The organism is Rhizobium sp. L1K21 (assembly GCF_024055895.1).
Classification (GTDB): Bacteria; Pseudomonadota; Alphaproteobacteria; order Rhizobiales; family Rhizobiaceae; genus Ensifer_A.
In genome coordinates, this window is record NZ_JAMXLE010000002.1 from 297771 (window position 1) to 320783 (window position 23013).

22 protein-coding genes are annotated in these 23013 nt (G+C 57.7%); 6 read left to right on the forward strand and 16 right to left on the reverse strand.

Annotated features, from left to right (window positions below; all coding sequences use genetic code 11):
* Positions 1–22 precede the first annotated feature (22 nt).
* A complete protein-coding gene (locus NHF56_RS13955; protein ID WP_252805531.1) occupies positions 23–1438 on the forward strand; it encodes a PLP-dependent aminotransferase family protein in 1416 nt (471 codons plus the stop codon).
* A 268-nt stretch (positions 1439–1706) separates the two neighbouring features.
* Here the strand turns inward: NHF56_RS13955 and guaA are convergent, their stop codons facing one another.
* The 11 genes from guaA to NHF56_RS14010 form a co-directional block, all read right to left on the reverse strand.
* Complete coding sequence (gene guaA, locus NHF56_RS13960) at positions 1707–3284, reverse strand: glutamine-hydrolyzing GMP synthase (RefSeq protein ID WP_252805533.1); 1578 nt, start codon at positions 3282–3284, stop codon at positions 1707–1709.
* A gap of 65 nt (positions 3285–3349) precedes the next feature.
* The gene (locus NHF56_RS13965) at positions 3350–3988 is read right to left on the reverse strand and encodes a 5'-methylthioadenosine/S-adenosylhomocysteine nucleosidase (RefSeq protein WP_252805535.1); all 639 of its coding nucleotides are present in this window, start codon (positions 3986–3988) and stop codon (positions 3350–3352) included.
* Positions 3989–5077 carry a DUF1513 domain-containing protein gene (locus tag NHF56_RS13970; RefSeq protein WP_252805537.1) on the reverse strand — a complete coding sequence of 363 codons (1089 nt, stop codon included), beginning with the start codon at positions 5075–5077 and terminating at the stop codon, positions 3989–3991.
* A 4-nt stretch (positions 5078–5081) separates the two neighbouring features.
* Positions 5082–6176, reverse strand: coding sequence for an imelysin family protein (locus tag NHF56_RS13975; RefSeq protein WP_252805539.1), 1095 nt, complete (start codon positions 6174–6176; stop codon positions 5082–5084).
* A complete protein-coding gene (locus tag NHF56_RS13980) occupies positions 6173–7696 on the reverse strand; it encodes a di-heme oxidoredictase family protein (RefSeq protein ID WP_252805541.1) in 1524 nt (507 codons plus the stop codon). Before NHF56_RS13980 ends, NHF56_RS13975 begins: the two co-directional genes overlap by 4 nt.
* Positions 7697–7775: 79 nt before the next feature.
* On the reverse strand, positions 7776–9047 hold the full coding sequence (locus NHF56_RS13985) for an imelysin family protein (RefSeq protein ID WP_252805543.1): 1272 nt from the start codon (positions 9045–9047) through the stop codon (positions 7776–7778).
* A 105-nt stretch (positions 9048–9152) separates the two neighbouring features.
* Positions 9153–10442, reverse strand: a complete 1290-nt coding sequence (locus tag NHF56_RS13990) for an RsmB/NOP family class I SAM-dependent RNA methyltransferase (protein ID WP_252805545.1) — start codon at positions 10440–10442, stop codon at positions 9153–9155.
* 98 nt (positions 10443–10540) lie between these two features.
* Positions 10541–10888, reverse strand: coding sequence for a septal ring lytic transglycosylase RlpA family protein (locus NHF56_RS13995; RefSeq protein ID WP_373456317.1), 348 nt, complete (start codon positions 10886–10888; stop codon positions 10541–10543).
* Between the two features lie 143 nt (positions 10889–11031).
* Complete coding sequence (locus NHF56_RS14000) at positions 11032–11898, reverse strand: SDR family oxidoreductase (RefSeq protein WP_252805549.1); 867 nt, start codon at positions 11896–11898, stop codon at positions 11032–11034.
* A 1-nt stretch (position 11899) separates the two neighbouring features.
* Positions 11900–13042, reverse strand: a complete 1143-nt coding sequence (gene queG / locus NHF56_RS14005) for a tRNA epoxyqueuosine(34) reductase QueG (RefSeq protein WP_252805551.1) — start codon at positions 13040–13042, stop codon at positions 11900–11902.
* Positions 13023–13715, reverse strand: a complete 693-nt coding sequence (locus NHF56_RS14010) for a glutathione S-transferase family protein (protein ID WP_252805553.1) — start codon at positions 13713–13715, stop codon at positions 13023–13025. The genes queG and NHF56_RS14010 overlap by 20 nt, the downstream gene beginning before the upstream one ends.
* Positions 13716–13869: 154 nt before the next feature.
* On the opposite strand from NHF56_RS14010, the gene NHF56_RS14015 reads away from it, so the two are divergent.
* The gene (locus tag NHF56_RS14015) at positions 13870–14676 is read left to right on the forward strand and encodes an undecaprenyl-diphosphate phosphatase (RefSeq protein ID WP_252805554.1); all 807 of its coding nucleotides are present in this window, start codon (positions 13870–13872) and stop codon (positions 14674–14676) included.
* A gap of 457 nt (positions 14677–15133) precedes the next feature.
* On the opposite strand, the gene NHF56_RS14020 is transcribed toward NHF56_RS14015, so the two are convergent.
* The 5 genes from NHF56_RS14020 to dnaN form a co-directional block, all read right to left on the reverse strand.
* Positions 15134–16114: a complex I NDUFA9 subunit family protein gene (locus NHF56_RS14020; RefSeq protein ID WP_252805556.1), complete on the reverse strand. Its 981-nt coding sequence runs from the start codon at positions 16112–16114 to the stop codon at positions 15134–15136.
* Positions 16115–16207: 93 nt separating this feature from the next.
* On the reverse strand, positions 16208–16495 hold the full coding sequence (locus tag NHF56_RS14025; protein WP_252805558.1) for a DUF1330 domain-containing protein: 288 nt from the start codon (positions 16493–16495) through the stop codon (positions 16208–16210).
* A 19-nt stretch (positions 16496–16514) separates the two neighbouring features.
* The gene (gene pyrF, locus NHF56_RS14030) at positions 16515–17204 is read right to left on the reverse strand and encodes an orotidine-5'-phosphate decarboxylase (protein WP_252805936.1); all 690 of its coding nucleotides are present in this window, start codon (positions 17202–17204) and stop codon (positions 16515–16517) included.
* Positions 17205–17295: 91 nt separating this feature from the next.
* The gene (gene pmtA / locus NHF56_RS14035; protein ID WP_373456309.1) at positions 17296–17895 is read right to left on the reverse strand and encodes a phospholipid N-methyltransferase PmtA; all 600 of its coding nucleotides are present in this window, start codon (positions 17893–17895) and stop codon (positions 17296–17298) included.
* Positions 17896–18016: 121 nt separating this feature from the next.
* Complete coding sequence (dnaN, locus tag NHF56_RS14040) at positions 18017–19135, reverse strand: DNA polymerase III subunit beta (protein WP_252805562.1); 1119 nt, start codon at positions 19133–19135, stop codon at positions 18017–18019.
* Positions 19136–19381: 246 nt separating this feature from the next.
* On the opposite strand from dnaN, the gene rsmI reads away from it, so the two are divergent.
* The 4 genes from rsmI to NHF56_RS14060 all read left to right on the forward strand — a co-directional run bounded on the left by rsmI (position 19382) and on the right by NHF56_RS14060 (position 23002).
* Complete coding sequence (gene rsmI / locus NHF56_RS14045; RefSeq protein ID WP_254007719.1) at positions 19382–20272, forward strand: 16S rRNA (cytidine(1402)-2'-O)-methyltransferase; 891 nt, start codon at positions 19382–19384, stop codon at positions 20270–20272.
* The gene (locus NHF56_RS14050) at positions 20265–20630 is read left to right on the forward strand and encodes a YraN family protein (protein WP_252805564.1); all 366 of its coding nucleotides are present in this window, start codon (positions 20265–20267) and stop codon (positions 20628–20630) included. Before rsmI ends, NHF56_RS14050 begins: the two co-directional genes overlap by 8 nt.
* A 110-nt stretch (positions 20631–20740) precedes the next feature.
* A complete protein-coding gene (locus NHF56_RS14055) occupies positions 20741–22039 on the forward strand; it encodes an extracellular solute-binding protein (protein ID WP_252805566.1) in 1299 nt (432 codons plus the stop codon).
* 81 nt (positions 22040–22120) lie between these two features.
* The gene (locus NHF56_RS14060; protein WP_252805567.1) at positions 22121–23002 is read left to right on the forward strand and encodes an ABC transporter permease subunit; all 882 of its coding nucleotides are present in this window, start codon (positions 22121–22123) and stop codon (positions 23000–23002) included.
* Positions 23003–23013: the final 11 nt, after the last annotated feature.

The window sequence follows — 23013 nt, forward strand, 5'->3', positions numbered from 1 at the left end:
AACTTTTGATAGGCCGGTTGTCATGGCATCGGAACCGCTTGCGCTGGACATCGAGAAGGAGCCCGCCGGGCCGCTGTTTCTGGCGATCGCCGGGGCGATCACCAGCGACATCATGCGGGGCCGCCTTAAGCCCGGCGTTCGCCTGCCTGGTACGCGGGCACTGGCGCGCGAGCTCGGCGTTCACCGCAATACGGTCGACGCCGCCTATCAGGAGCTCATGACGCAGGGCTGGCTCCATGCCGAACCCGCGCGCGGCACATTCGTCGCCGAGGATCTGCCCGACAGCATTGCGGAGCCGGTTTCCGCGCCCATACCCCGAGAGCCCGCAACCGTCCGCCCGCACCTGGCCTTCAGCGACGGCGCGCCCGATCCCAGGCTGGTGCCGGACAAGGCGCTGGCGCGCGCCTTCCGCCGGGCATTGCTGTCGCCGGCTTTCCGCGGCAGCGCGGATTACGGCGATGCCCGCGGCACGCCGATCCTGCGTCACGCGCTGTCGTCCTATCTCGCCACGGACCGAGGCGTGGTCGCCGATCCGGCACGGCTGCTGATCACGCGCGGCAGCCAGATGGCGCTGTTCCTGGCGGCCAGGGCGGCGGTGAAGCCCGGTCAGACGATTGCCGTGGAGGAACCCGGTTACCCGCTGGCCTGGGAGGCCTTCAGGGCTGCGGGCGTTGCCGTGCGCGGCATTCCCGTCGATGCGGGTGGGCTGTCGGTCGCCGCCCTTGAGGCGGCAATCGAAAGTGATCCACGCATCGTGGCTGTTTATGTCACGCCCCATCATCAGTATCCGACCACGGTCACCATGGGCGCGGCGCGGCGGCTGCAGCTTCTCGACACGGTCGAGCGTCACGGCATCACGCTGATCGAGGATGACTACGATCACGAGTACCGCTTCGAAGGGCGTCCGGTCCTGCCGCTTGCGGCCCGCGCCCCGGCAGATATGTCGTTGATCTACGTAGGCTCGCTCTCCAAACTGCTCTCGCCCGGTATCCGTCTCGGCTATGCGATGGCCCCAGAGCCGCTGCTTACTCGCATGGCGGCCGCTCGTGCGGCGATCGACCGGCAGGGCGACGCACCGCTTGAGGCCGCGCTGGCGGACCTGATCCGCAACGGCGATCTCGGTCGCCATGCGCGGAAGGCCCGACGCATCTACCGCGCCCGGCGCGATGTCCTGGCGTCGGCGCTGTCGGCGCAACTGGACGGGCGGATCATGTTCGACAGCCCTGCGGGCGGTCTGGCCCTGTGGCTGCGATGCGTGGGCGTCTCCGCCGACACCTGGGCGGAGCGCGCCGAAACGGCCGGGCTCGCACTTCTGCCCGGCACACGCTTCGCCCTTGATCGCGCCGCGCCGCAAGCCCTTCGTCTCGGCTACGCGGCGCTGGACGAGTGGCAGATTGCCCGGGCGGTGGATATTCTCGCCCGAAGCCTGCCTGATTGAGCTATTCCGCCGCCATGGCTGAGCCTTGCGGCCTGGCGGGTGCAATATGCATGCCGAGCCGTTGGACGAGGTCTAGGCCCTTCGTGGCCGCGGGGTCCCCGGTCTTCAACAACTGATCTGATCAATGGGGGCGAGGCCCGTCAGCGAGGCTGCCAAACGGGATCCATGCCCACCGATGACGCCGTAGGAACAGGAGGCATTTATTTTTATTTACAATGATTTAAATCTTATCGCGGCGCAAAATTGGCGGCATTCGGATGAGCACACATCATTCCCACTCGATTGTGCCGGGCGGCTTCGAGGTTACATCGTAGACGACGCGGTTGATGCCTTTGACCTCGTTGATAATGCGCGTGGAGACGCGGCCGAGGAAGTTCATGTCAAAGGGGTAGAAGTCGGCGGTCATGCCGTCGACGGAGGTGACGGCGCGCAGTGCCAGCACACGATCGTAGGTGCGGCCATCGCCCATGACGCCGACGGTCTGGACGGGCAGGAGAACCGAGAATGCCTGCCAGATTTCATCATAGAGGCCGGCCTTGCGGATTTCCTCGATATAGATCGCGTCGGCCTTGCGCAGGATGTCGAGCTTTTCGCGGGTCACGCCACCGGGAAGGCGGATGCCGAGGCCGGGGCCCGGGAACGGATGGCGGCCAATGAAGCTTTCGGGAATACCGAGCTCGCGGCCAAGGGCGCGAACTTCATCCTTGAAAAGTTCGCGCAGCGGCTCGACAAGCTTCATGTTCATGCGTTCAGGCAGACCGCCCACATTGTGGTGGCTCTTGATGGTGACCGACGGGCCGCCTGAAAACGACACGCTTTCGATAACGTCGGGATAAAGTGTTCCCTGGGCGAGGAAGCTAGGCGCACCCTTGCCGTCGCTGGCGATCTTCTTGGCTTCTTCTTCGAACACTTCAATGAAAAGGCGACCAATGATCTTGCGCTTGGTCTCGGGGTCGGATTCCCCTTCCAGCTGGCCGATAAAGAGGTCGGATGCATCAACATGGACGAGCGGAATGTTGAAATGGTCGCGGAACATGCCGACGACCTGATCGCTTTCGCCCTGGCGCATGAGGCCGTGATCGACATAAACGCAAGTGAGCTGATCGCCGATCGCCTCGTGAATGAGGACGGCTGCAACGGAGGAATCGACACCGCCCGAAAGCGCGCAGAGCACCCGCTCGCTGCCCACCTGCTCGCGGATCTTCTGGATCATCTCGGCGCGATAGGCAGCCATAGTCCAATCGGAATGCAGGCCGACGATCTTGTGCACGAAATTGGCAAGCAGCTTGCCGCCATCGCGTGTGTGCACCACTTCCGGGTGGAACATGGTGGTGTAGTAGCGCTTTTCCTCGTTGACGCAGATGGCAAAGGGCGCGTTCGGCGAGGTGCCGATGATCTCGAAGCCTTCCGGCGCCTTTGTGACGCGGTCGCCATGGCTCATCCACACAGGGTAAGACTTGCCGACTTCCCAGATGCCATCAAAGAGCGGTGAGCTTTTGAGAATTTCCACATCTGCGCGACCGAATTCTGCCGCGTGACCACCTTCGACCGATCCCCCGAGCTGAAGCGCCAGCGTCTGCTGACCGTAGCAGATGGCCAAGATCGGGACGCCGCTGTCAAACACGGCCTGTGGCGCGCGCGGGCTGCCTTCCCGAGTCACTGAATCCGGACCACCGGAGAAAACAACACCTTTCGGGTTCAGTTTCTCGAAACCTTCATCGGCTTTGTTATAGGGCCAGATTTCGCAATAAACACCGGTTTCGCGAATGCGCCGCGCAATCAGCTGTGTGACCTGGCTCCCGAAATCAATGATGAGAATAGCTTCGGGATGGGGTATCACAGACATGGTGCGCCTCTTGGAAGTCTTGCCAGCAGGGAGGAAAGCGAGAATTCGGTTTCTCTGCCCGGCCCTTACAATATTAAGGTGCCGTTGTCCAAGGACTCTTCAAGCGCGTGGACCGCTTTTGCCAGATTTTCATCGACAACATGCAGATATTCGGTCCAGTCACTGACATGGCTGAGCTCAGCCTTGCCATCGGAAATGCCACGCAGACCAATCATCGGAAGGTTGTGCAGCATACAGGCGCGCATGACTGCAAAGCTTTCCATATCCACCATATCGGCATCGATCAGATTATAGGCTGCACCGGAGACGATGTTGGCACCTGTCGACAGGCTTGCTGCCGGAACGCCGGGAATGCGGTGCGGCAGATCAATCCTTGCGGGCAGATCGAGGAAAGGTGTCACGCCTTTCTCAAAGCCGAGCGGCGAGGCATCCATGTCGCGATAGGAAACCGAGCTTGCCTGATAGACCTCAGTCTGCTCCAGTAACGGTGAACCGGCAGAACCGAGCGAAACGACCAGGTCAGGCTTGTGCCCCGAAGCTTCCAAGCGGGCCAGGGCGGAGGCGATCACGATGGCGGATTCGACAGGGCCAACGCCGGTCATCAGGGGGCTGATATGGGCGCGCAGATGTTCGCCATATTCGGCATCGACGGCCATAACGTAGAGAATTTTCGTTCCGCCAACGGTGTTGAACTCGAAAGCCATCTATGCCTTGCCCTTTAACCTGATTGCATGCTGGTCCCAGGCTACATCACTGCGTGTTTGCAGGAAAAGTCCGTTCTCGTTTGACACGGCAAAACCATGCGATGCGGATGCCACGGCGCTGGCGTGATCGAAGCGCTTTTGGCTGACCAAAGCGCCCGTATCCGCGTCCAGAATGACATAGCTGCTGCCCTTTGGCGAGGTTGCCGCCACAAGGCCGTCGTGCCGGTTGACCGCAATGGCTCCGACATAATTGGCCAAGCCTTCAGTCACATCTTCCGGCAGTGTTATAAGATTGAGATCTTCACCGCGCTTAAGACTACCGATCAGCGGCGGCAGGTCGTTGCGGGGCCCCTGATACTGGCAGGCAAACCAGATGCGGCCATCGGCGCAAGTGTCGGCATGACGGATCGAAAGCTGGCTCAATTCGGGCGAGAGCCCATGTTTTTCCATGAGCGCACCAGTTTTGGCGTCAATCAGGGCGAGCGATGGCTCCATGTGATCGAGGTTCAGTTTGGTGCGCCCGAAATCCGGATGCGTTTCGATGCCGCCATTGGCCGCAATCAGAACCGAACCATCATCGGACACTGTCAGATCGTGCGGGCCGATACCGTAGGTCGGGAATTCGCCGATACGCTCAAAGCCCGCCGTCGCATCATAGATGCCGATCACACCGCGCCGGTTGTCGAAGTCGTTTTCGCTCGCATAGAGCAGGCGGCCGTCGGGCGAGAATTTTCCGTGGCCGTAAAAGTGCCGGTCTTCATTTGCGGTGATGATGACGGGCGCTTGGCGTCCATTCATGTCGTAAACAAAGACGAATGTGCCGGGACGTCTGGCAAAGGCTGCGACCATGCCGGTCGATTTCGAGGCAGCAAGCCCATGGGCGCGGTCGGGAAGATCGATGCGGTCGATGATCGTCCCCTGCTCGCTGACAAGCGCCATGCCATAGTTGCCGTCCCGATCCATGAAACCGGCGGCATAGACGGCATCAGCACGTTCCAAAGCCATCAGGCTGCGGGGCGTGAGGCCGGCCAGAAAGGCCGCGCCGGACGCGCGGATGAAAGACCGTCTGTCGATCAGGCGTCCGCGCAAGGGTTTAGTCTCCGTCCGAGAAGGTGAAGCTTGCGCCGAGCCCCATGGCGCGCCCGTAATCGTTGTTGAGGCGGGTCTGCAGGTCTTCCAGCGTCATCATCAGAAACTCGAACTTGTGCTTAAGGTTCTTGTCCTTAAGCACATCAGCAACAGGCGTCTTGCCGAAGGATTCGGCCGTTTTAATCGCCGTCTTGAAGTCGAAGGTGATGTTGGTGGTGATGGCCGTTGCATCGCCCTTGATGATGTGGCGCATGCCGGAGTTCAGCCAATAGTCCTGCAGCCCCTCAAGATTTCCGGCAATGGAGGCAAAGGTATTGTTGGAGCGCCAAAGGGCTGCCTTCTTGGCATTGCTGTAACCGTCGTCGGGATTGTAGAAAACCGCAATCCGCTTGTCGCGAATGGTCTCCACTCCACGCACCAGCACACCGAGAAGACCCGATAGTGCTTCTTCGCCATCGCGATACACGGCATTGTCAGGACCGGGCTTCTTCCAATCTTTCTGGATGCCGTCAGGGTCATCCCAGGCTTCGGTCAGCTGATTTGCCAGATTTTCAACGTTTTTGGCAACGGCCAGTCCGGCCTGGCAACGGTAGTTTTCCTGCCCAGCGGCGAGCTCTTCAGAGCCTTTTCCGAAGAGAATATATTCCTCCGTGCCGATCCCCTGCAGTGCCACGCTTTTCTGGTCCATGGTCGCCAGATCGATGGCGTCCTTGTCCTTCACGGCAAGCAGAGCCTGCACCTGCTTCAGACCGATGCTCTTGCGGTCGGGATAGAAGAAAATACGTTCGAAGCGGTTTTCGCGAATGACGGGACCATCGCGCAGAACCTCCGCCTGCGACCAAGCTCTGACAAGAGCGTCGAACGTGTTGCGGGCATTTTCGAAGGCCGGTTGCGAATTCTCCTTGCAAAGGCTCTCCATCGCCGTCGCCATGTCTGCGGCCTTGCCGGAAAAAGCGTGATAGGCGGGGCGAATAGCCTGATCGACGGCCTTGTCCATCACCGCTTCCACCTCTGCCTCTTCAGCAAACGTTGCATGCGCAGGCGATGACAAAAGAGTGGGAAGCAGGATCGAAAGGGACGTGAGAATTTTGAAATTCATAATGACTCCAGAAACCGGACAAGTGCGTCGCGGTCTTTCTTTTTCATTTTCATGTAACGGTCTTTTGACAGTTCTGCCTCACCGCCGTGCCAGAGAATAGCCTCCTCCAGCGTCCGGGCCCGCCCGTCATGAAGGAAGAACCGGCGACCGTTTGCTACACCTGAGAGCCCTATACCCCAGAGCGGCGGCGTGCGCCACTCGCGACCGTCAGCGGTGCCGACCTGCTGGCCATCAGCGAGACCTTCTCCCATATCGTGTAACAGAAAATCGCTATAAGGCCAGATCAGCTGAAAGGCAGACTCCTTGCGTGCGGCATCACGACGCGTCACAAATTTGGACCGGTGGCACGCAATGCAGCCTGCCGCGTAAAACTGCTGCTTGCCCTCCAGAACCTCAGGATTGCCTACGTCGCGCCGGGCCGGAACGGCAAGCGTTGAAGAATAGTCCGTCAGCAATTCCATGACCGGATCGGGAGCTTCGCTGTCGCCAAGCCGCGATTGAACACCGTCCGCCATCGACAGACATTTTGCCTCTGCGCTCGTGCAGTCGCCGTGGGAGGCGGGCTCATCAGGCGAGGAAATGCCGATATCCGTATTGAGTGCGGCTGCACTTTGCGCACGCACTGTTGCATGCTGTGCCTTCCAGCCGAACAATCCCAAGACCTGCGCATGCCCATTGCCCTCCGGGGTCGTTGCCGCGCGACCGGATATTCCATCGCCGTTCTTGTCATCGGGATCGGCACCGGCGAGAATATCGTCCGGTGCGATCGCCTCGATCAGGCCGAGGCCAATCATGGGCTGGGCGATGCGGGGTGACAGTGTGGTTTTGGCGTCAATCGGGCCATAGTTGGGTTCCGCGATCCTGTAAGAGGGTTTGCGCAGCGTGACGGCGGTGCCGTCTCCCATTGTCACTTCAACATCGCCATAGGAGACTTGCACCTTGCCTTCCGCCTGGAGGCCCGGGACGGCGAAGTCCTGCAACTGCTTGCCGTAGACAGGATCAGGCAGGTTCACCCAACCCATTTTCTCGATCTGCTTTTGGCTCTCTTCACCTTCCGCAGGTCGGGCGAGCCTCAGGACGAATGAGGTGGCGTCCCCATCGCGCGGGGGCTCGCCACGGCCATTGCGCAAATGGCAACTGTGACAGGAGCGGGCATTGTAGAGGGGACCAAGACCATCCGAGGCCTGCGTGGACGAGGGCGAAGAGACCCAGAATTTCTCAAAAAGCGCCTTGCCGAGATTGAAGTTCAAGAGCGCTTCCGGGCTGAGATTGGGGGCAGGCTTTGTGTAAACATCACGGCCATGGTGGCCGGCAAGCGTTGTGGCCCCGCCTTGCATCGCCTCGTATGCCTCCGGTTTCGAAAAATCCGTTGCGGGTAGCGTTACAGCGCGGATACGGGCGTTATCCGTGATGTTCAAGTCGGCGCGTGGGGGTGGCGCTTCGGCAAAGACCGAAGCAGTCAAGCCAAATACGAATGCGCCGCCGATGATCGACTTGAAAATATTCCGGGCCGTTTTCATGCAAAAAACCGGCTCTCAGAGACCGGCCTTCATTTCAAAGTGAATGAGGCCGCGCTGTTGGCGCGGCCTCTGGATAATCTTACTGGAACACCGAGTTAGGGCTGTCCAAGCTGTCGGACCCTTCAACCTCAATGCCGCCGAGGCCGAGGCTGGAAACGGCCCGCTGGATGGACTTGGTCTGATCGACCAGGCCGTCAACAAGCGCCTGAACGGCTGCATTGCCCTCTTCGTTGCCTTCCGCGATCATCTGATCGTAGGCCTCGACTGTTTCGCCGCGCTTCTTCAATGCCGCTGCGGCGTCCAGAGTCTTCGCGAGCTTGGCTTCCAGTTCCTTGGCAACGTCCGGGTCCTTTTCTTCCAGCAAGGTCTTGATGGAAGGACCGGTCATTACGGTGCCGTCGGTGCGGGTGTAGGTTCCATCGTAGCCCGTCACAATGCCGACAACGTCATAGTAATGTGAGTTGTAGGTGTTGTCAGAGAAGCAATCATGCTCTTCTTCCGGATCGTGCAGAAGAAGACCGAGCTTGGTGCGTTCGCCGGCGAGTTCGCCATAAGACAGCGAGCCCATGCCGGTGAGGATCGCAATAAGGCCCTTGCCCGGATCGTCGGTAAAGACCTTGGCAGCTTCGCCGCCGCGCTCGAACTTGTGCGTCATATCCTGGAGGTCGGAGACGAGCAAAGTCGACGCCGCCTTCAGATATTCGCCGCGACGATCGCAATTGCCATGGGTGCAATTGGCCGTGTCATAGTCGGTGTAGGGGCGGTTGCCGGCACCCGGACCATTGCCGTTCAGATCCTGACCCCAGAGCAGAAACTCGATGGCATGGTAACCGGTTGCGACATTGGCTTCGATGCCGCCGGCTTCCTGAAGCTTGTTTTCGAGAAGATCGGGGGTGATTTCCGATGTGTCGATGGTTTCGCCGTTGATTTCGATCTGCTTGTTGGCGATCACATCGGCGACGTAAGCGGGGTTTTCGTCGCTTTCAGTGCCGTAGGACACATCGACATAATCGATCAGGCCTTCGTCCAGCGGCCAGGCATTGACCTTGCCTTCCCAATCGTCAACGACCGGGTTGCCGAAGCGGTAATGTTCCGTCTGCTGGTAAGAAGGACGCGCATTGAGCCATGCCTGACGGGCCGCCTTCAGCGTTTCCTCGGAGGGCGAAGCCAACAGATCATCGACCGCCTTGTCGAGTGCCTTTGCGGTGATCAGCGCATCTTCATAATTGGCATGGGCGATTTCGGCATAGTGATCGACAACGGCCTGCAAATCTGCAGCGGCTGCGGAAACCGTCATTGCCACAGACGCAGCAAGACCAAGTGCTGCGCTCCGCAAGATGTTCCTTTTCATGATTGTCCCTCTCAGTTCAACGAAATTGCAGCCTACATGCTACAAACGTAAACCTGTGTCAAACAATCAAGTTTTGAAATGTTCTAAACAGCGCGCGCGCCGGCGTCAGCCCGTGCGGTCGAGAATGGCTATGAAGAATCCATCTGTACCGGTGGCTGCGGGCGACAATGTAACCGTCATGCCATCGGGAGAGTGGGGTTTGAGGCTGCTAACTTTTGTCACGGCCTTGAAGACATCAGAGGCCACGGCCAATTTGTAACTGGGGTTGGCCTCGACGAAGCGCTGCATCTGCTGCTGGTTCTCCTCCGGCAAGAGCGAACAGGTCACATAGACCAGTTTTCCGCCTATACGAACATATTGCGACGCGTTGTTGAGAACCTCTGCCTGCTGCGCAACCCGTTCTTCTATGTTCTTCTCACTCAGACGCCATTTGGTGTCGGGCCGGCGTCGCCATGTTCCCGTGCCAGTGCAGGGTGCATCAATCAGAACCCGGTCGCAGCGCTGATGCAGATTTGCCAGTCCATCCTCGCTATCATGAACCTGGACATTGCGGGTGCCGGCACGCTTCAAACGCTCGATGATGGGAGCAAGGCGTCTGCGGTCTGCGTCATAGGCGTGGATTTGACCCTTGTTGACCATCTGTGCAGCGAGCGCCAGCGTCTTGCCGCCGCCGCCGGCACAGTAATCCAACACCTGTTCGCCCTCATGCGCGGAGACCATTTCGGCAACAATCTGGGAGCCTTCGTCCTGGACTTCGAACCAGCCCTTCTGGAAGCCGAGTTCAGCGGTCACGTTTGGCAGTCGCGCACCGCATTCGCCCGGCGGAATGCGAATGCCGTTTCTGGCAAGCGGGGCAGGCTGCGCGCCGGAACGCTCCAGCGCCTTCAGCACCTTAGCCTCATCGGCTTTCAGCGTATTGACGCGCAGATCAAGGCTCGGACGCAGGTTCAGAGCCTGTGCTTCTGCAATCCATTGGTCGCCGAAATTCTGCTCAAAGGAGGACACCAGCCACTCTGGAATATCACCCTGAATGTGGGCAGGCGCATCCACAATATCGCGACTGGAGAATGCCTCCACATTCGCTTGCGGGAGGGGTGCGGGCGCAAACCGGTCTCCATCAAGTTCTGCAGCCAGTGTTCCGGGGTTATAACCCCACTGGCGGAACATTACCGCATAACCCAACGTTAATGGGCCATTGTCGTCCATCATCCAGCCGTGCGAGAGCTTCATACGCAATGCATCATAGACAATATTGCCAATGGCTGCGCGATCGCCAGAGCCCGCAAAGCGGTGGGAAAGCCCCCAGTCCTTCAACGCATCGGCGACGGGACGGCGGCGTTCCTCTATATCGGTCAAGACTTCGATGGCTCCCGCGAGCCGGCCGCCAAGACGCATGCGCATTCTCCTTCAGTTTCCAGCCTCGTGGTATAGCCGAAGCGGAGGCAGAGCAAGTGTTTAGCGCATCAGCCAACTGCGAAGAGGATAATCCGTCATCAACGGATGATTTCGTAGCAGACCTTGGCAGTGCCAGCCCGGATCATGCTGATCTCGGCTGCGGCCCCTTTGGAGAGATCAAGCACCCGTCCGCGGATGAACGGACCGCGGTCGTTGACGCGAACGACGACGCTTTTTCCATTGCGCATGTTGGTCACCTTGATCTTGGTGCCAAAACGAAGCTTGCGATGGGCTGCTGTCTTGAGCGCGGGGTTCATGCGTTCCCCGGAGGCTGTCTTGGAGTGGAGCGCGTACCATGATGCCCCTCCACAATTGGCGCCGGCTGCTGCCTGTGCCGGTGACATCGCCAAAATTCCAAGCACGCAGGCAGCCGTTGCGGCAACCATGCCGCGTCTGATCATCTTTTGCATTTTTATCCGCCGTTTCTCTCATAAATCGCGGGCGGCTAAATAGGGAAAAAATGACCAAAAAATGACCCGTCAAGACTTAAATGTCTTTTGGCGCGGGCTTTGTGCGACGTGATGTGACCTTATTGCCATCCGTTTTCCAGGAGCGATTGGAGAGATTGCCGGTAATTCGGATAGGCGAATTCGAAGCCCAAAGACTTGATCTTGGCGTTCGAGACGCGCTTGTTTTCTCCATAAAAAGAGCGCGCCATTGGTTTCAGATCTGCCGTTTCGAAAGGCACGTCCGGCGGCACGGGCGCACCAATCAGCCGGGCTGCAAATTCCACGACATCCTGCGGCGGAGCCGGCTCGTCATCGGTGACATTGAATATGCCGCCTTCGTTGCGCTGAGCGAGAAAGAGCGCTGCGGTGGCAATGTCTTCGACACGGATGCGATTGAAGACCTGACCATCCTTGATCAGCCGGCGCGCGGTGCCTTTTTCAAGGTTTTTGAATGTGTTACGCCCCGGCCCATAAATGCCCGATAGCCGCAATATGGCGACTGGAACACCGGTTTTTTCAGCAAACTCCTGCCAGCCGTTTTCGGCGTCCACGCGTTCGACCGAGCGTCTGGAAACAGGCTTGCATACCGTCTCCTCGGTAACCCATGCACCATCATGATCACCGTAGACGCCAACGGTGGAAAGGTAACCGATCCAAGTCAAAGCAGGGCAGAGCGCGCGTAGACGCTCAATGCCAAGATTAAGGAGCGGATCACCGCCCTCACCCGGCGCAATGGATTGAATAATATGCGTGGCTTCGGCCATGGCGGCGGCGAGTTCACCGGAAGGTTCGCCACCGTCATAAATAAATGCGCCGATTCCGGCCTCACGAAGCTTTTCTGCCTTCTCCGCACTGCGTGTGGTTCCGCTGATTTCGCTGAAAACGCCCTTCGCGGTGCGGGCGATTGCCTGGCCCGAATAGCCGCAGCCGATAATCAGAAGCTTCATCTTACATCTCCAAACTCTGCAATTCCGCCAGCACCAGCGGGTCGTTTTCGCCGGGGGGCAAGAGGCCCTTGGCTGCCTCAGCCGTCAGGCCTTCCAGACAAGACAGCGCCCAGATCGCCATGGCACGCACATCCGCACTATCATCGCGACAGAGCCGGCGGCAATGGGGGGCAAGCTCAAGATCAGCCGAATTGCCCGCCGCAATGAGGCAATTGCGGATAAAACGATTGCGGCCGATGCGTTTGATCGGCGAGCCGGAAAACAGGGTACGAAAGGCGGCATCATCCAGCGTCAGCAGATATTCGAGTTTTGGCGCGTTCAAGTCATCTCTGGCTGCCAGCTTCATTTCGCTGGCGGCATGGGCAAACTTGTTCCACGGACAGGCGGCGAGACAGTCATCACAGCCGTAAATGCGGTTGCCCATAAGAGGGCGCAGTTCAGGCGCGATCGAGCCTTTATGTTCGATGGTGAGATAGGAAATACAACGCCGGGCGTCGATTTGATACGGTGCCGGAAACGCATTTGTGGGACAGGCGGACAGACAGGCCGAGCAAGTGCCACAATGGTCGATTTCTACATCATCCGCAGCAAGCTCTGCGGTGGTGAATATGGAACCGAGAAAGAACCACGAGCCAAGCTCACGTGAGACAAGGTTTGTATGCTTGCCCTGCCAACCGAGCCCGGCAGATTGCGCCAGCGGTTTTTCCATAACAGGGGCGGTGTCGACGAAGACCTTCACGTCCGCGCCCTCACCTGCCCGCGACGCCAGTTTTCCGGCCAGTTCCTTGAGCTTTCCCTTTATCACGTCGTGATAATCGCGATTGCGGGCATAGACAGAGATCGACCCGCAATCCGGTTGATCCAGTGCGGCGAGCGGATCGGTTTCGGGACCATAGTTCATCGCCAAAACAATGACGCTCTGAGCCTCGGGCCAAAGTGCGCGAGGGTTGCCCCTGCGCTCTTCCGTCTCTTTCATCCACGCCATCGTGCCGTGATAGCCGGCGTTGAGAAAGGCCGCGAGATTTTCAGCCTGGCGGCTACCCGGCACAGCCGGTGCAATGCGGCAGGCGGAGAAGCCCAGCCGCGCAGCCTCGGACTTGACGAAACCGGAGAGTTTTTCGGCGCTAGAAATCGAGGTCCGCATAATGGGAAACCGGGGTCAGGCCCCTGATCCGTTCGGCAAGAAGTGGCCTGAAGCAGGGCCGCGACTTGATGCGCTGATACCATTCCTTCGCCTGCGGCGTTTCACCCCAGTCGATTTCGCCCATATAATCCAGCACAGAAATCGACGCGGCGGCTGCAAGATCGGCGTAGCTGAACCGGTCGCCGGCAAGATAAGCCCGCGTACCGGCAAGCCATGCGACATATTTCATATGTTGGCGGATATTCGCCCGTGTTGCCCTGAGCACCTTGGAATCGGGCGGTCCACCGCCCTGGTCGGACCGCATGATGACCTTGTGCACACGTTCACGCACCAGCGGACGGGTGACTTCCTGTTCCATCTTGGTAAGGAACCATTCCGTCAAACGGCGGATTTCGGCGCGCTTGAACGGGTCATCATCGAGAAGCCGCTTATCGCGCTTGAGGATACCGGCTGTTTCGTCCATGAATTCCAGGATGACATAGGCACCGCAAAGAACCCGCATGCTATCATCAACGAGCACCGGCAAAGTTCCGGCCGGGTTGAGTGCCAGAAAATCCTTGCGATGTTCCCAAGTCAGTTCTTCGGCGAGTTCCACCTGATAATTATATTCCCCCAAAATGAGCCGGACAAAGCGCGAGTGGGATGACATGGGGAAGTGGTAAAGTGTTGGCATTCTTTTCTTTTCGGGCCACCTGAAAGTTCTGTTTCCGCCGCCGACACGGCCCGCCGGGCTGGTCTTTGCGGCTGTGAAAAAGCTATAGGTTCTTGCCTTTGTTGGACAATCGAATCAGCTTCGTCGGACCATGCTACTGCGAGAAGGATAAATTATGACTGAATCTTCGGAATTTGCGGCCCTGATTTTGGGCCTACTCGAAGGTTTGACGGAGTTTATTCCCGTTTCATCGACGGCTCACCTGCTTCTGGCGGCCCATTTTCTCGATTTCACATCGCCGGGACACACGTTTGAGGTCATGATTCAGCTGGGTGCCATTCTGGCGCTGCTCGTCGTCTATGCGGGCAAATTGTTCCGCATCGCTATTGCAATTCCGACAGATGAAAAGGCACGCCGTTTTGTCGTGTCCATTCTGGTCGCGTTCTTGCCGTCCGCGCTCATGGGCGCACTTGCCTATAACCTCATAAAGACCGTGCTCTTTGAGTCTCCGGAGCTCATATGCTCAGTGCTGATCATAGGCGGCGTTGCGCTGGCGATTGTCGACCGCATGAAACATGAGCCGAAATATTTCGACATCTTGGATTATACGCCGTCTCTGGCTTTCAAGATCGGTCTTTTCCAGTGCCTTGCGCTTATCCCCGGAACCTCAAGGGCGGGTGCGACCATTGCCGGGGCACTTCTCTTGGGCACCGACAAGCGCTCGGCTGCAGAGTTTTCGTTTTTTCTGGCTGTGCCGACGATGATCGGCGCATTTGCGCTCGACCTGGCGAAGAATTGGGATGCACTGTCCTTTGCCGCCCTCACCGATATCGGCATCGGATTCGGCGCGGCCTTTGTGACCGGCTTGCTTGTGGTACGTTCACTTTTGAACTTTGTCGCGCGCCACGGTTTCGGTGTCTTTGCGTGGTGGCGCATTATCGTTGGCAGCGCTGGGTTTGCCGGGCTTTATCTGATGGGTTGAGGTCCTGTCATCAGTCAAAAAAGCCGGGTCTCACGCCCGGCTTTGCTGTTCATTTTCGCGCTTCAAATCACTTCTGCACCGTGCACGGATCAACCCCATAGGCCGGAGCACATTCGGATTTGGAGGCGACGGCAGTCGGGGCGGCAAAAGATGCGCCTACGATGATGGCAGCTGCACACGCGAAAAAAATTGCAATCGATTTGCCCATAAAGCGAAAAGCCTCTCCAGAATTCTTTTTGCCCGGAATCAACCATTCCGCGGCTCGGCGCGTCGTGTACGCTCAGCGCCTGCAAGAAACAATAGTTTGTTAAGCTGAACGTAGAATTAACGGTGAACTAAATTAAGCTGCTGCAAAAATACAACGCGTGCTCAGCGACAAGACGCTGCCTGCTATTAAGGCAACAAAAAACCCGGCACGATTGCCGGGTTCCTTAACCGATCTTACGTAACCGGAAATTCAGGCAACTTTGCCCGAGCGGCTGTACTGGCCATGCGGGCGGTGGCGCACCAGATAGGTCGGGATAATGGCCGAGGCCAGTGTCGGGCTGATGCCCATGCCGTCCAGGGTCAAGCCCGCATCAGCGGCTTCCTGCGAAACAACATTATCCGTCTTGAGAAGTTCCACCTGATCGGCAGTCAGCGGCGGATCGACAAACGGCACCATGGATGAAATAGAGCCAATCAGAGACGCCACACCGAACGGGATTGATACAAGCGGACGCTCGCGGTCGGTTTCCTCAAGGATCATTTCCAGGATTTCGCGGAAAGTCAGTATTTCAGGACCACCCAGTTCATAGGTCTTGCCGGTTTCGAGCTTGCCATCAACACCGCGCGCAACAGCTTCTGCAACATCACCGACAAAGACAGGCTGAAACGCGGTCTTGCCACCGCCGATCAGCGGAAGCGCCGGCGCAAAGCGGGCCATGGCTGCGAACTTGTTGAAGAAATTGTCTTCCGGCCCGAAAATGATCGAGGGGCGCATGATGATCGCTTCCGGAAGGATTTCGTGGATCGCCTTTTCAGCCCGCGCCTTGGAGGCTGCATAAACAGACTCACTGTCGGTATCTGCGCCGATTGCCGAAATGTGGATCAACTTGGCGCCCGCGGCCCGTGTTGCTTCGGCTACGGCACGCGCGCCGAAATCCTGGACGGACTCAAACGTGTTGCGGCCCTTGGCGAAGAGTATGCCGACACAGTTGATGACATAATCCGAACCCTTGACCGCCGCATCCACAGAGCTGCGGAAACGCAGATTGGCCTGCACGGCTGAAATCTGGCCCACATTGCCAAGCGGCTGGAGATGGAAAGCCAGATCCGGACGCCGCACAGCAACGCGAATACGGTAGCCTCTTTTTGCCAGCGCGCGAACAATGTGGCGCCCTACAAAACCCGACCCGCCAAAAATGGTGACAAGCTTGGGCTGGTTGGACATAGTCATGTGTGTCAGTCCCTATCGAAATGAAATCCCTTGAACACGGTCTTTATATGAATATGGACCGCAGGTGAAGGTTTCCCAGAGGCGCAATTTGCCTCATATTCCCTCAACCAGAACGATTTCTCCATCGGCAATTTGCTGGCGGATGCCGACAGCGATCTGATATTCCGGCGAATGGTAGCATTCCTGCGCTGTTTTCAGAGAATCAAACTCGATGATCACGTTGCGGGCGCGGCCGGGGCCTTCGGCAAGCTCATGCGCACCGCCGCGGACGAGGAATTTCGCACCGTATTTATCGAATGCGGGCTTTGCCGCCGCAACATATTCCGGATAGCGCTCCGGCTCCCGAACGTCGACACGCGCGATCCAATATCCCTTTGCCATGATGTGTTCTCCCTTTAATTTAAGCGCTTGCCATTTCGGCCAGTATGGCGCGCGCGGCCTCCAGCGGATCATCCGCCTTCACGATAGGCCGTGCAACAACCAAATGTGACGAACCGGCCCGCATCGCATCTGCCGGTGTCATAACCCGTTTCTGGTCGCCCTTATCCGCGCCGGCGGGGCGAATTCCAGGCGTGACGACGGACATGTCCGGGCCGACGATTTTGCGCACGGCAGAGGCCTCTTCCGCCGAACAGACGATGCCGCCCATACCAGCCTCAAGGGCCTGCTCGGCGCGGCGCAGAACCAGGGTGTGGGGATCATATTCATAACCGGCAGCGATCATGTCCTGCTCGTCCATGGAGGTGAGCACCGTGACACCCAGAAGACAGAGGTCTGACCCCTTGGCGGCTTCGACTGCCGCGCGCATGGCCTTTGGATAGGCATGAAGCGTGAGCATGGTCATGCCCATCTTGACGATATTTTCGACACCACTTTTGACCGTGTTGTCGATATCCAGAAGCTTCATGTCGAGAAAGATTTTCTTGCCGTCCCTGGCAAGGTCGCGTGCCAACTCGAGCCCACCTGCAAAGGCAAGCTGATAGCCGATTTTATAAAAGAGAACATCGTCGCCCAGTTTCTTGACGATGGTTTCCGCCTCACCGATTGTCGGCACGTCGAGGCCGGTAATCAGGCGTTCGCGCATATCCACGGTCATCCGCTCAACCCCTTCCAGATTTCCATTGGGGTCCAGTCGCATTTCAGCGCCTTTTCCGCAAGGTCAAAACAATGGAGACCGCTCGCTATTGAGCCGGCCGTCGATAGGTCCAGAGCTGTGCGGGTGGAATATTGCGCATGACAAAATCCAGATGCTTGATGATGTATTTGCCCGGACGCGGGCCAATGGGCGAAACAGGGCCGTAGGAAATCTGAACGACCGGATTACCGGCAGGTACGCGATCAAGAAGGCTTTCGAGAAGGTCCTTGCGCGCTTCGACAGGAAAATTGAGCATCGGGATTGCCGAAATGATGCAGTCGAACTTTGCCGAGGCGTAATCGCCGAGAATATCATCCAGCTGAAACGCATCGCCGCGGATGAAATTGACGCCGGGATAGAGCTTTGTCAGATGGTTGTAAAAATCATCGGAATATTCGACGGAAACCAGCTTCTTAGGTTCAATGCGCTGCAGGATGGCTTTCGTGATGGAACCTGTCCCCGGTCCCAGTTCCAGAACCGGAAGGCCGGATGCCGGATTGATGACGCTTGCCATGCGGCGCGCAGTGACGCTGGACGTCGGCAATATCGCGCCCACCTGCTTGGGGCCGTCCATCATGCCGCGAAAGAACTTGATTTCACCTTCAAATCGCTTGCCAAATTCGCTTTTCACACGCTGCACAACCATCAAACTATCCTTTTCAATATGTTAGCACCTGCCACCATCTTGCACCAATGGCGGGCAGGAAAATGGCAGACGATATGAATGCATGTGCTCCCGGGCGGGCGAGTTGTCCAGCCCTTGCTGCCTAGACGCGCATGGGCATGAGCACGTAGAGGGCGTCATCGCTTGCCGTGTCACGCACCAGCGTTGGAGAGCCCGGATCGGAAAACAGAAAGATTGCTTGCTCGCCCGAGAGCTGGCTGGTGATGTCCAGCAGATATTTTGCGTTAAAACCGATTTCCAGCGGGTCACTGTCATAACCGGCAGGGACCTCATCGGTCGCAGAACCGGAATCCGGGTTGTTCACTGTGAGGGTCATCTGACCGTCGGAAAGGGCAAGCTTGACGGCGCGACCGCGCTCCGACGAAATGGTGGACACGCGGTCGACTGCGTTCTGGAAAGATTTGGTGTCGATGCGCATTTCCTTGTCGTTGCCGGAAGGAATGACGCGCTGATAGTCCGGAAACGTGCCGTCAATCAGCTTGGATGTCAGAATGATGGGGCCAGCAGTCATGCGGATCTTGGCATCGGAAATTTCAATCAGCACATCAGCATCAAGACCGTCGACCAGCTTTTGCAATTCACCGACAGTCTTGCGCGGCACGATAATGCCCGGCATGCCTTCCGAGCCTGACGGTGCCGTTACATCGGCGCGCGCGAGGCGGTGACCATCGGTTGCCACGGCACGCAGCTTCAGATCACCTTCAGCTTCCACGGTGTGCATGAAAATGCCGTTAAGATAATAGCGTGTTTCTTCTGTCGAGATCGCAAACTGGGTGCGGTCGATCAGCATCTTCAAGGATGCTGCTGGCAGTTTGAACGTGTGGCTGAATGTGCCGGCAGTCAGATCCGGGAAATCGGAAACCGGCAGGCACTGCAACGAAAACTTGGAGCGACCTGCTGCCACGGTCATGGCCGCACCATCCGGCGTGGTCGCCAAGAGCACTTCGGAGCCGTCCGGCAGTTTGCGCACAATATCATAGAGAAGGTGCGCCGGAACGGTGGTGCCACCTGCCTGTTCAACTTGTGCCGGGGTTGACTCGGTGATCTCCAGATCGAGGTCCGTCGCCTTCATTTCAAGGTTCGCACCGTCACCCTTCAACATGACGTTGGAGAGGATCGGGATCGTGTTGCGACGCTCGACGACACGATGCACGTGGTTCAGCGACTTGAGAAGGTTGGCACGCTCGATGGTAATACGCATGGACTTGATATCCGCCTTGAAACTTCGCCCGAACCCGGTCGGGTCCGCAAAAGCAACAGTTGGGTTTTCCGGCAGGGCCGGTCTGATTGTGGAGGCGCAAAATGGCAGATAGTCGCGCCAGATTGCAAGGGTTTTACCAAGAAACTTCCGCAGTTATGCCCATTAAAGAGCCTGAAGGCGCCTCTTGCGGGCGAGCAGACCATCGCCCATAAGGAAGAAGAGACAAAACCGGGAAGGAAGATCGGATTGAGCGAAAAGGCGCGGACATACAGAATCGGCAATACGGAATTGCCGGCGCGCCCGCTGGATGCCGGTCTTTATCTGGTTGCCACACCCATCGGCAATCTGGGCGATATAACCCTGCGCGCGCTGGAAACCCTTGCCGGGGCTGACATTCTGGCATGCGAGGACACCCGCGTGACCCGCGTGCTTCTTGACCGTTACGGCATACGCCAGCGCCCGTTTGCCTATCATGAGCATAATGCAAAAGAGGCCGGCGAAAAGCTGCTTGCCATGCTGGAAGACGGCAAGACGGTCGCGCTCGTTTCCGATGCCGGCACGCCGCTTGTTTCCGACCCCGGTTATCGGCTTGGCCAGATGGCGATCGCGGCGGGACATCGTGTTCACCCTATTCCGGGGGCTTCGGCTCCACTTGCCGCACTTGTGGGCTCCGGTCTTCCAAACGATGCCTTTCTGTTTGCCGGCTTTCTGCCCACCAAGGACAAAGCGCGCCGCGACCGGCTGGCCGAACTTGTGTCCGTCCCGGCAACGCTCATCTTCTTTGAATCGCCCCACCGGATTGCGGCAACGCTTGCGGCAGCAGCCGATGTTCTGGGCGGCAGCCGCGACGCTTCCGTCTGCCGGGAACTCACCAAGACTTTCGAGGAATTCAGGCGTGGGCCGCTGGAGATGCTGGCTGCCGACTACGAGGGTCAGAGTGTAAAGGGCGAAATCGTGCTGGTGATCGGCCCGCCAGAAGTACCCGAACCACCGGGCGAAGCCGATGTCGACGCGATCCTGCGCGACCTGATCGCCGATATGCCAACCTCGAAGGCGGCAACCGAAGCTGCGAAGATAACAGGGCTGCCACGCAAGGACCTTTACCAGCGCCTTCTGGATATGAAGGACAATGGCTGAGGACGGCTACAAGAAGCGCCGCCGCGCTTTTCGTCTCGGCCATCTGGCTGAATTTTATGCCGCCGCCTATCTGCTTTTCCGCGGATACCGCATACTCCAACTGCGCTACCGGACCAAAGCCGGGGAAATCGATATCATTGCCCGTAAAGGCAATCTGATTGCCTTCGTTGAAGTGAAGGCGCGCAGAACTGTGGAGGATGCGCTCTTTTCTGTCGGCGAGAGAAACAAGGCACGAATCCGCGCTGCCAGCCGCATCTGGCTGGCAAAGCAGAAAGATTTCTCAGAGCTTTCCTGGCGTTATGACATTCTGGCGGTAACACCCTGGCGGCTACCGTCACACGTTCCCGACGCCTTTTGAACAGGTCCGGAATTCATTGTCACACTAACGTAATCCAAGCGTCATGGGACCGTAATATTAGCGGTCTAATTGCCCATTCAGTCAAATCATGACGAGAACAGGGGCAAACCATGTTGAAAAAAATCGTATTCGCAAGCGCTGCATTTGCGCTTTCCGCTTCCACGTCTTTTGCTGCTACCAACATCACCTGGTGGCACGGCATGAGCGGCCATAACGGCGATGTCATCAACGAAATCGCCAAGAAGTTCAACGAATCGCAGAGCGAATGCGCACTGACGCCGGTTTCGAAGGGCACTTATGAAGAAGCGCTCGCCGCCGGTATCGCTGCCTTCCGTTCGGGCGAACAGCCCAACATCCTGCAGGTGTTTGACGCAGGCGCCGCAACGATCATCAACGCCAAGGGTGCTGCGGTTCCGGCTGAAGACCTGATCACCCAGGCAGGACACACATTCGATCGCGACGCTTTCATTGATGGCGTGCGTTACTTCTACGCTGACTCGGACGGCAAGTTCATCGGCATGCCTTTCAACTCTTCGGCTCCGATCATGTATATCAACGACGAAGCCCTGAAAAAGGCCGGCGTTGAAGCACCGAAGACCTGGGAAGAGTTTGAAGCTATCGCACCGAAGCTCAAGGAAGCCGGTTTCGTTCCGCTCGTTCAGTCTCAGCTGACCTGGGAATTCACCGAAAACTTCTTCTCACGCAACAACATCCAGTTTGCGACCAACAACAACGGTTATGACAGCGTGCAGGGCACGGAAATCAACGTGACCGACCCCAACCACGTCATGATGTATGAGAAGCTGAAGGCTTGGGCCGACGAAGGCTACTTCGGCTATTACGGTGCCGGCTGGTCCGACAACCAGAAGGTTTTCGAAGAAAACAAGGCTGCACTCTGGATCGGTTCTTCGGGTTCGTTCGGCGGACTGCAGAAGACGGCACAAATGCCCTTCTCAGCGACCTTCCTGCCCTACTGGAACTCCATTGATGGTGCCGGCGTACACTCCTTCATCGGTGGCGCAGCACTGTTTGCAATGGCCGGCAAGCCGGAAGCGGAAAACAAGTGCACGGCTTCCTTCTTCCAGTTCCTGACGTCCCCTGAAATCCAGGTCTTCTATCATAAGTCGACCGGTTACGTTCCGATCACCAAGGCGGCTTATGAAATGGCCAAGAAGGAAGGCTATTACGAAGAAAAACCTGCTGCCGAAGTCGGTATCCTGCAGCTTTCGCTGCCGGGCGCTGAGTGGGACAAGGGCTATCGCCTGGGCTTCTACCCGCAGATTCGTGAAGTGATGGAACGTGAATATGGTCGCATCTTTGCCGGTGAAACGACCGTGAAGGACGCCATGGAAACCATCAAGAAAGAAGCCGACCAGCTTCTGGCCAAGTTTGCCAAGACGGCCAGCTAATCCACTTCATCAAGCATGACGAAGCATCCGGGAGGTCACCTCCCGGATGTTTTACGATTTCAGAAAAGTCCGGCTGGCACGATGAAAAGAGTTCAATTTTCCCATCCCTATCTGCCCTATCTATTTCTGCTGCCGCAGATGGCCGTGATTTTCATCTTTTTCTATTGGCCCTCCGCTCAGGCCATTCAATCTTCATTCTATCTGGAAGATCCGTTCGGCTTCGGCTCGACCTTTGTGGGGATAAACAACTACACCGATATTCTCTCCTCTTCGGAATATATGAGAATTGCCTGGTTTACGGTGTGGTTCACAGTCCTCGTGACGTTCTTCTCACTCTCGATCGGTCTTTTATTGGCGGTGAAGGCCGATGCGATTCTAAAAGGGGCGAGTGCCTATAAGACCCTGCTGATTTCGGTCTATGCCGTTGCTCCGCCGGTTGCCGGCCTGATCGGGGTCATGTTCTTCGACCAGCATATCGGTCCTTTCGTCAAATTCGCGGCCCTATTCGGCTGGGACATGAGGATCGGCATCAATTATTACGACACGGCAATTGCGATGATCACAATCGCTGTGTGGAAGCAAATCCCCTATAATTTCATTTTCTTTCTCTCCGGCCTGCAGGGCATACCGGTCTCGGTGCGGGAGGCTTCGGCCATCGACTGCCGTTCGGGCTTGCGCCGCTTCTGGACGATCACGCTGCCGCTTCTCTCGCCAACGGCGTTTTTCCTGCTGATCATCAATATGACCTATGCGCTTTTCGACACGTTCGGCATTGTCGATACAACCGTCAAGGACAAGGCGGCCAACAATCCGATTACCCTCGTTTACAAGGTCTATATGGACGGTTTTCGCGGCAACGATCTTGGCGGTTCCTCGGCACAATCGGTGATTTTGATGATCGTCGTCTTCGTTCTCACCATCTTCCAGTTCCGCTTTCTTGAGCGGCGCGTGCACTACAATTGAGAGGGATGGGA

Coding starts and splice junctions, on each gene's coding strand:
- NHF56_RS14010 (WP_252805553.1), bottom strand. CDS start 13,715: ATGCCAACACTTTACCACTTCCCCATGTCATCCCACTCGCGCTTTGTC.
- NHF56_RS14000 (WP_252805549.1), bottom strand. CDS start 11,898: ATGAAGCTTCTGATTATCGGCTGCGGCTATTCGGGCCAGGCAATCGCC.
- NHF56_RS14050 (WP_252805564.1), top strand. CDS start 20,265: ATGGCTGAGGACGGCTACAAGAAGCGCCGCCGCGCTTTTCGTCTCGGC.
- dnaN (WP_252805562.1), bottom strand. CDS start 19,135: ATGCGTATTACCATCGAGCGTGCCAACCTTCTCAAGTCGCTGAACCAC.
- NHF56_RS14025 (WP_252805558.1), bottom strand. CDS start 16,495: ATGGCAAAGGGATATTGGATCGCGCGTGTCGACGTTCGGGAGCCGGAG.
- NHF56_RS13975 (WP_252805539.1), bottom strand. CDS start 6,176: ATGAATTTCAAAATTCTCACGTCCCTTTCGATCCTGCTTCCCACTCTT.
- NHF56_RS14055 (WP_252805566.1), top strand. CDS start 20,741: ATGTTGAAAAAAATCGTATTCGCAAGCGCTGCATTTGCGCTTTCCGCT.
- NHF56_RS14020 (WP_252805556.1), bottom strand. CDS start 16,114: ATGACTATGTCCAACCAGCCCAAGCTTGTCACCATTTTTGGCGGGTCG.
- NHF56_RS13955 (WP_252805531.1), top strand. CDS start 23: ATGGCATCGGAACCGCTTGCGCTGGACATCGAGAAGGAGCCCGCCGGG.
- queG (WP_252805551.1), bottom strand. CDS start 13,042: ATGCGGACCTCGATTTCTAGCGCCGAAAAACTCTCCGGTTTCGTCAAG.
- NHF56_RS14060 (WP_252805567.1), top strand. CDS start 22,121: ATGAAAAGAGTTCAATTTTCCCATCCCTATCTGCCCTATCTATTTCTG.
- NHF56_RS13985 (WP_252805543.1), bottom strand. CDS start 9,047: ATGAAAAGGAACATCTTGCGGAGCGCAGCACTTGGTCTTGCTGCGTCT.
- NHF56_RS13995 (WP_373456317.1), bottom strand. CDS start 10,888: ATGGTTGCCGCAACGGCTGCCTGCGTGCTTGGAATTTTGGCGATGTCA.
- NHF56_RS14015 (WP_252805554.1), top strand. CDS start 13,870: ATGACTGAATCTTCGGAATTTGCGGCCCTGATTTTGGGCCTACTCGAA.
- NHF56_RS13965 (WP_252805535.1), bottom strand. CDS start 3,988: ATGGCTTTCGAGTTCAACACCGTTGGCGGAACGAAAATTCTCTACGTT.
- guaA (WP_252805533.1), bottom strand. CDS start 3,284: ATGTCTGTGATACCCCATCCCGAAGCTATTCTCATCATTGATTTCGGG.
- NHF56_RS13980 (WP_252805541.1), bottom strand. CDS start 7,696: ATGAAAACGGCCCGGAATATTTTCAAGTCGATCATCGGCGGCGCATTC.
- pmtA (WP_373456309.1), bottom strand. CDS start 17,895: ATGGTTGTGCAGCGTGTGAAAAGCGAATTTGGCAAGCGATTTGAAGGT.
- NHF56_RS13990 (WP_252805545.1), bottom strand. CDS start 10,442: ATGCGTCTTGGCGGCCGGCTCGCGGGAGCCATCGAAGTCTTGACCGAT.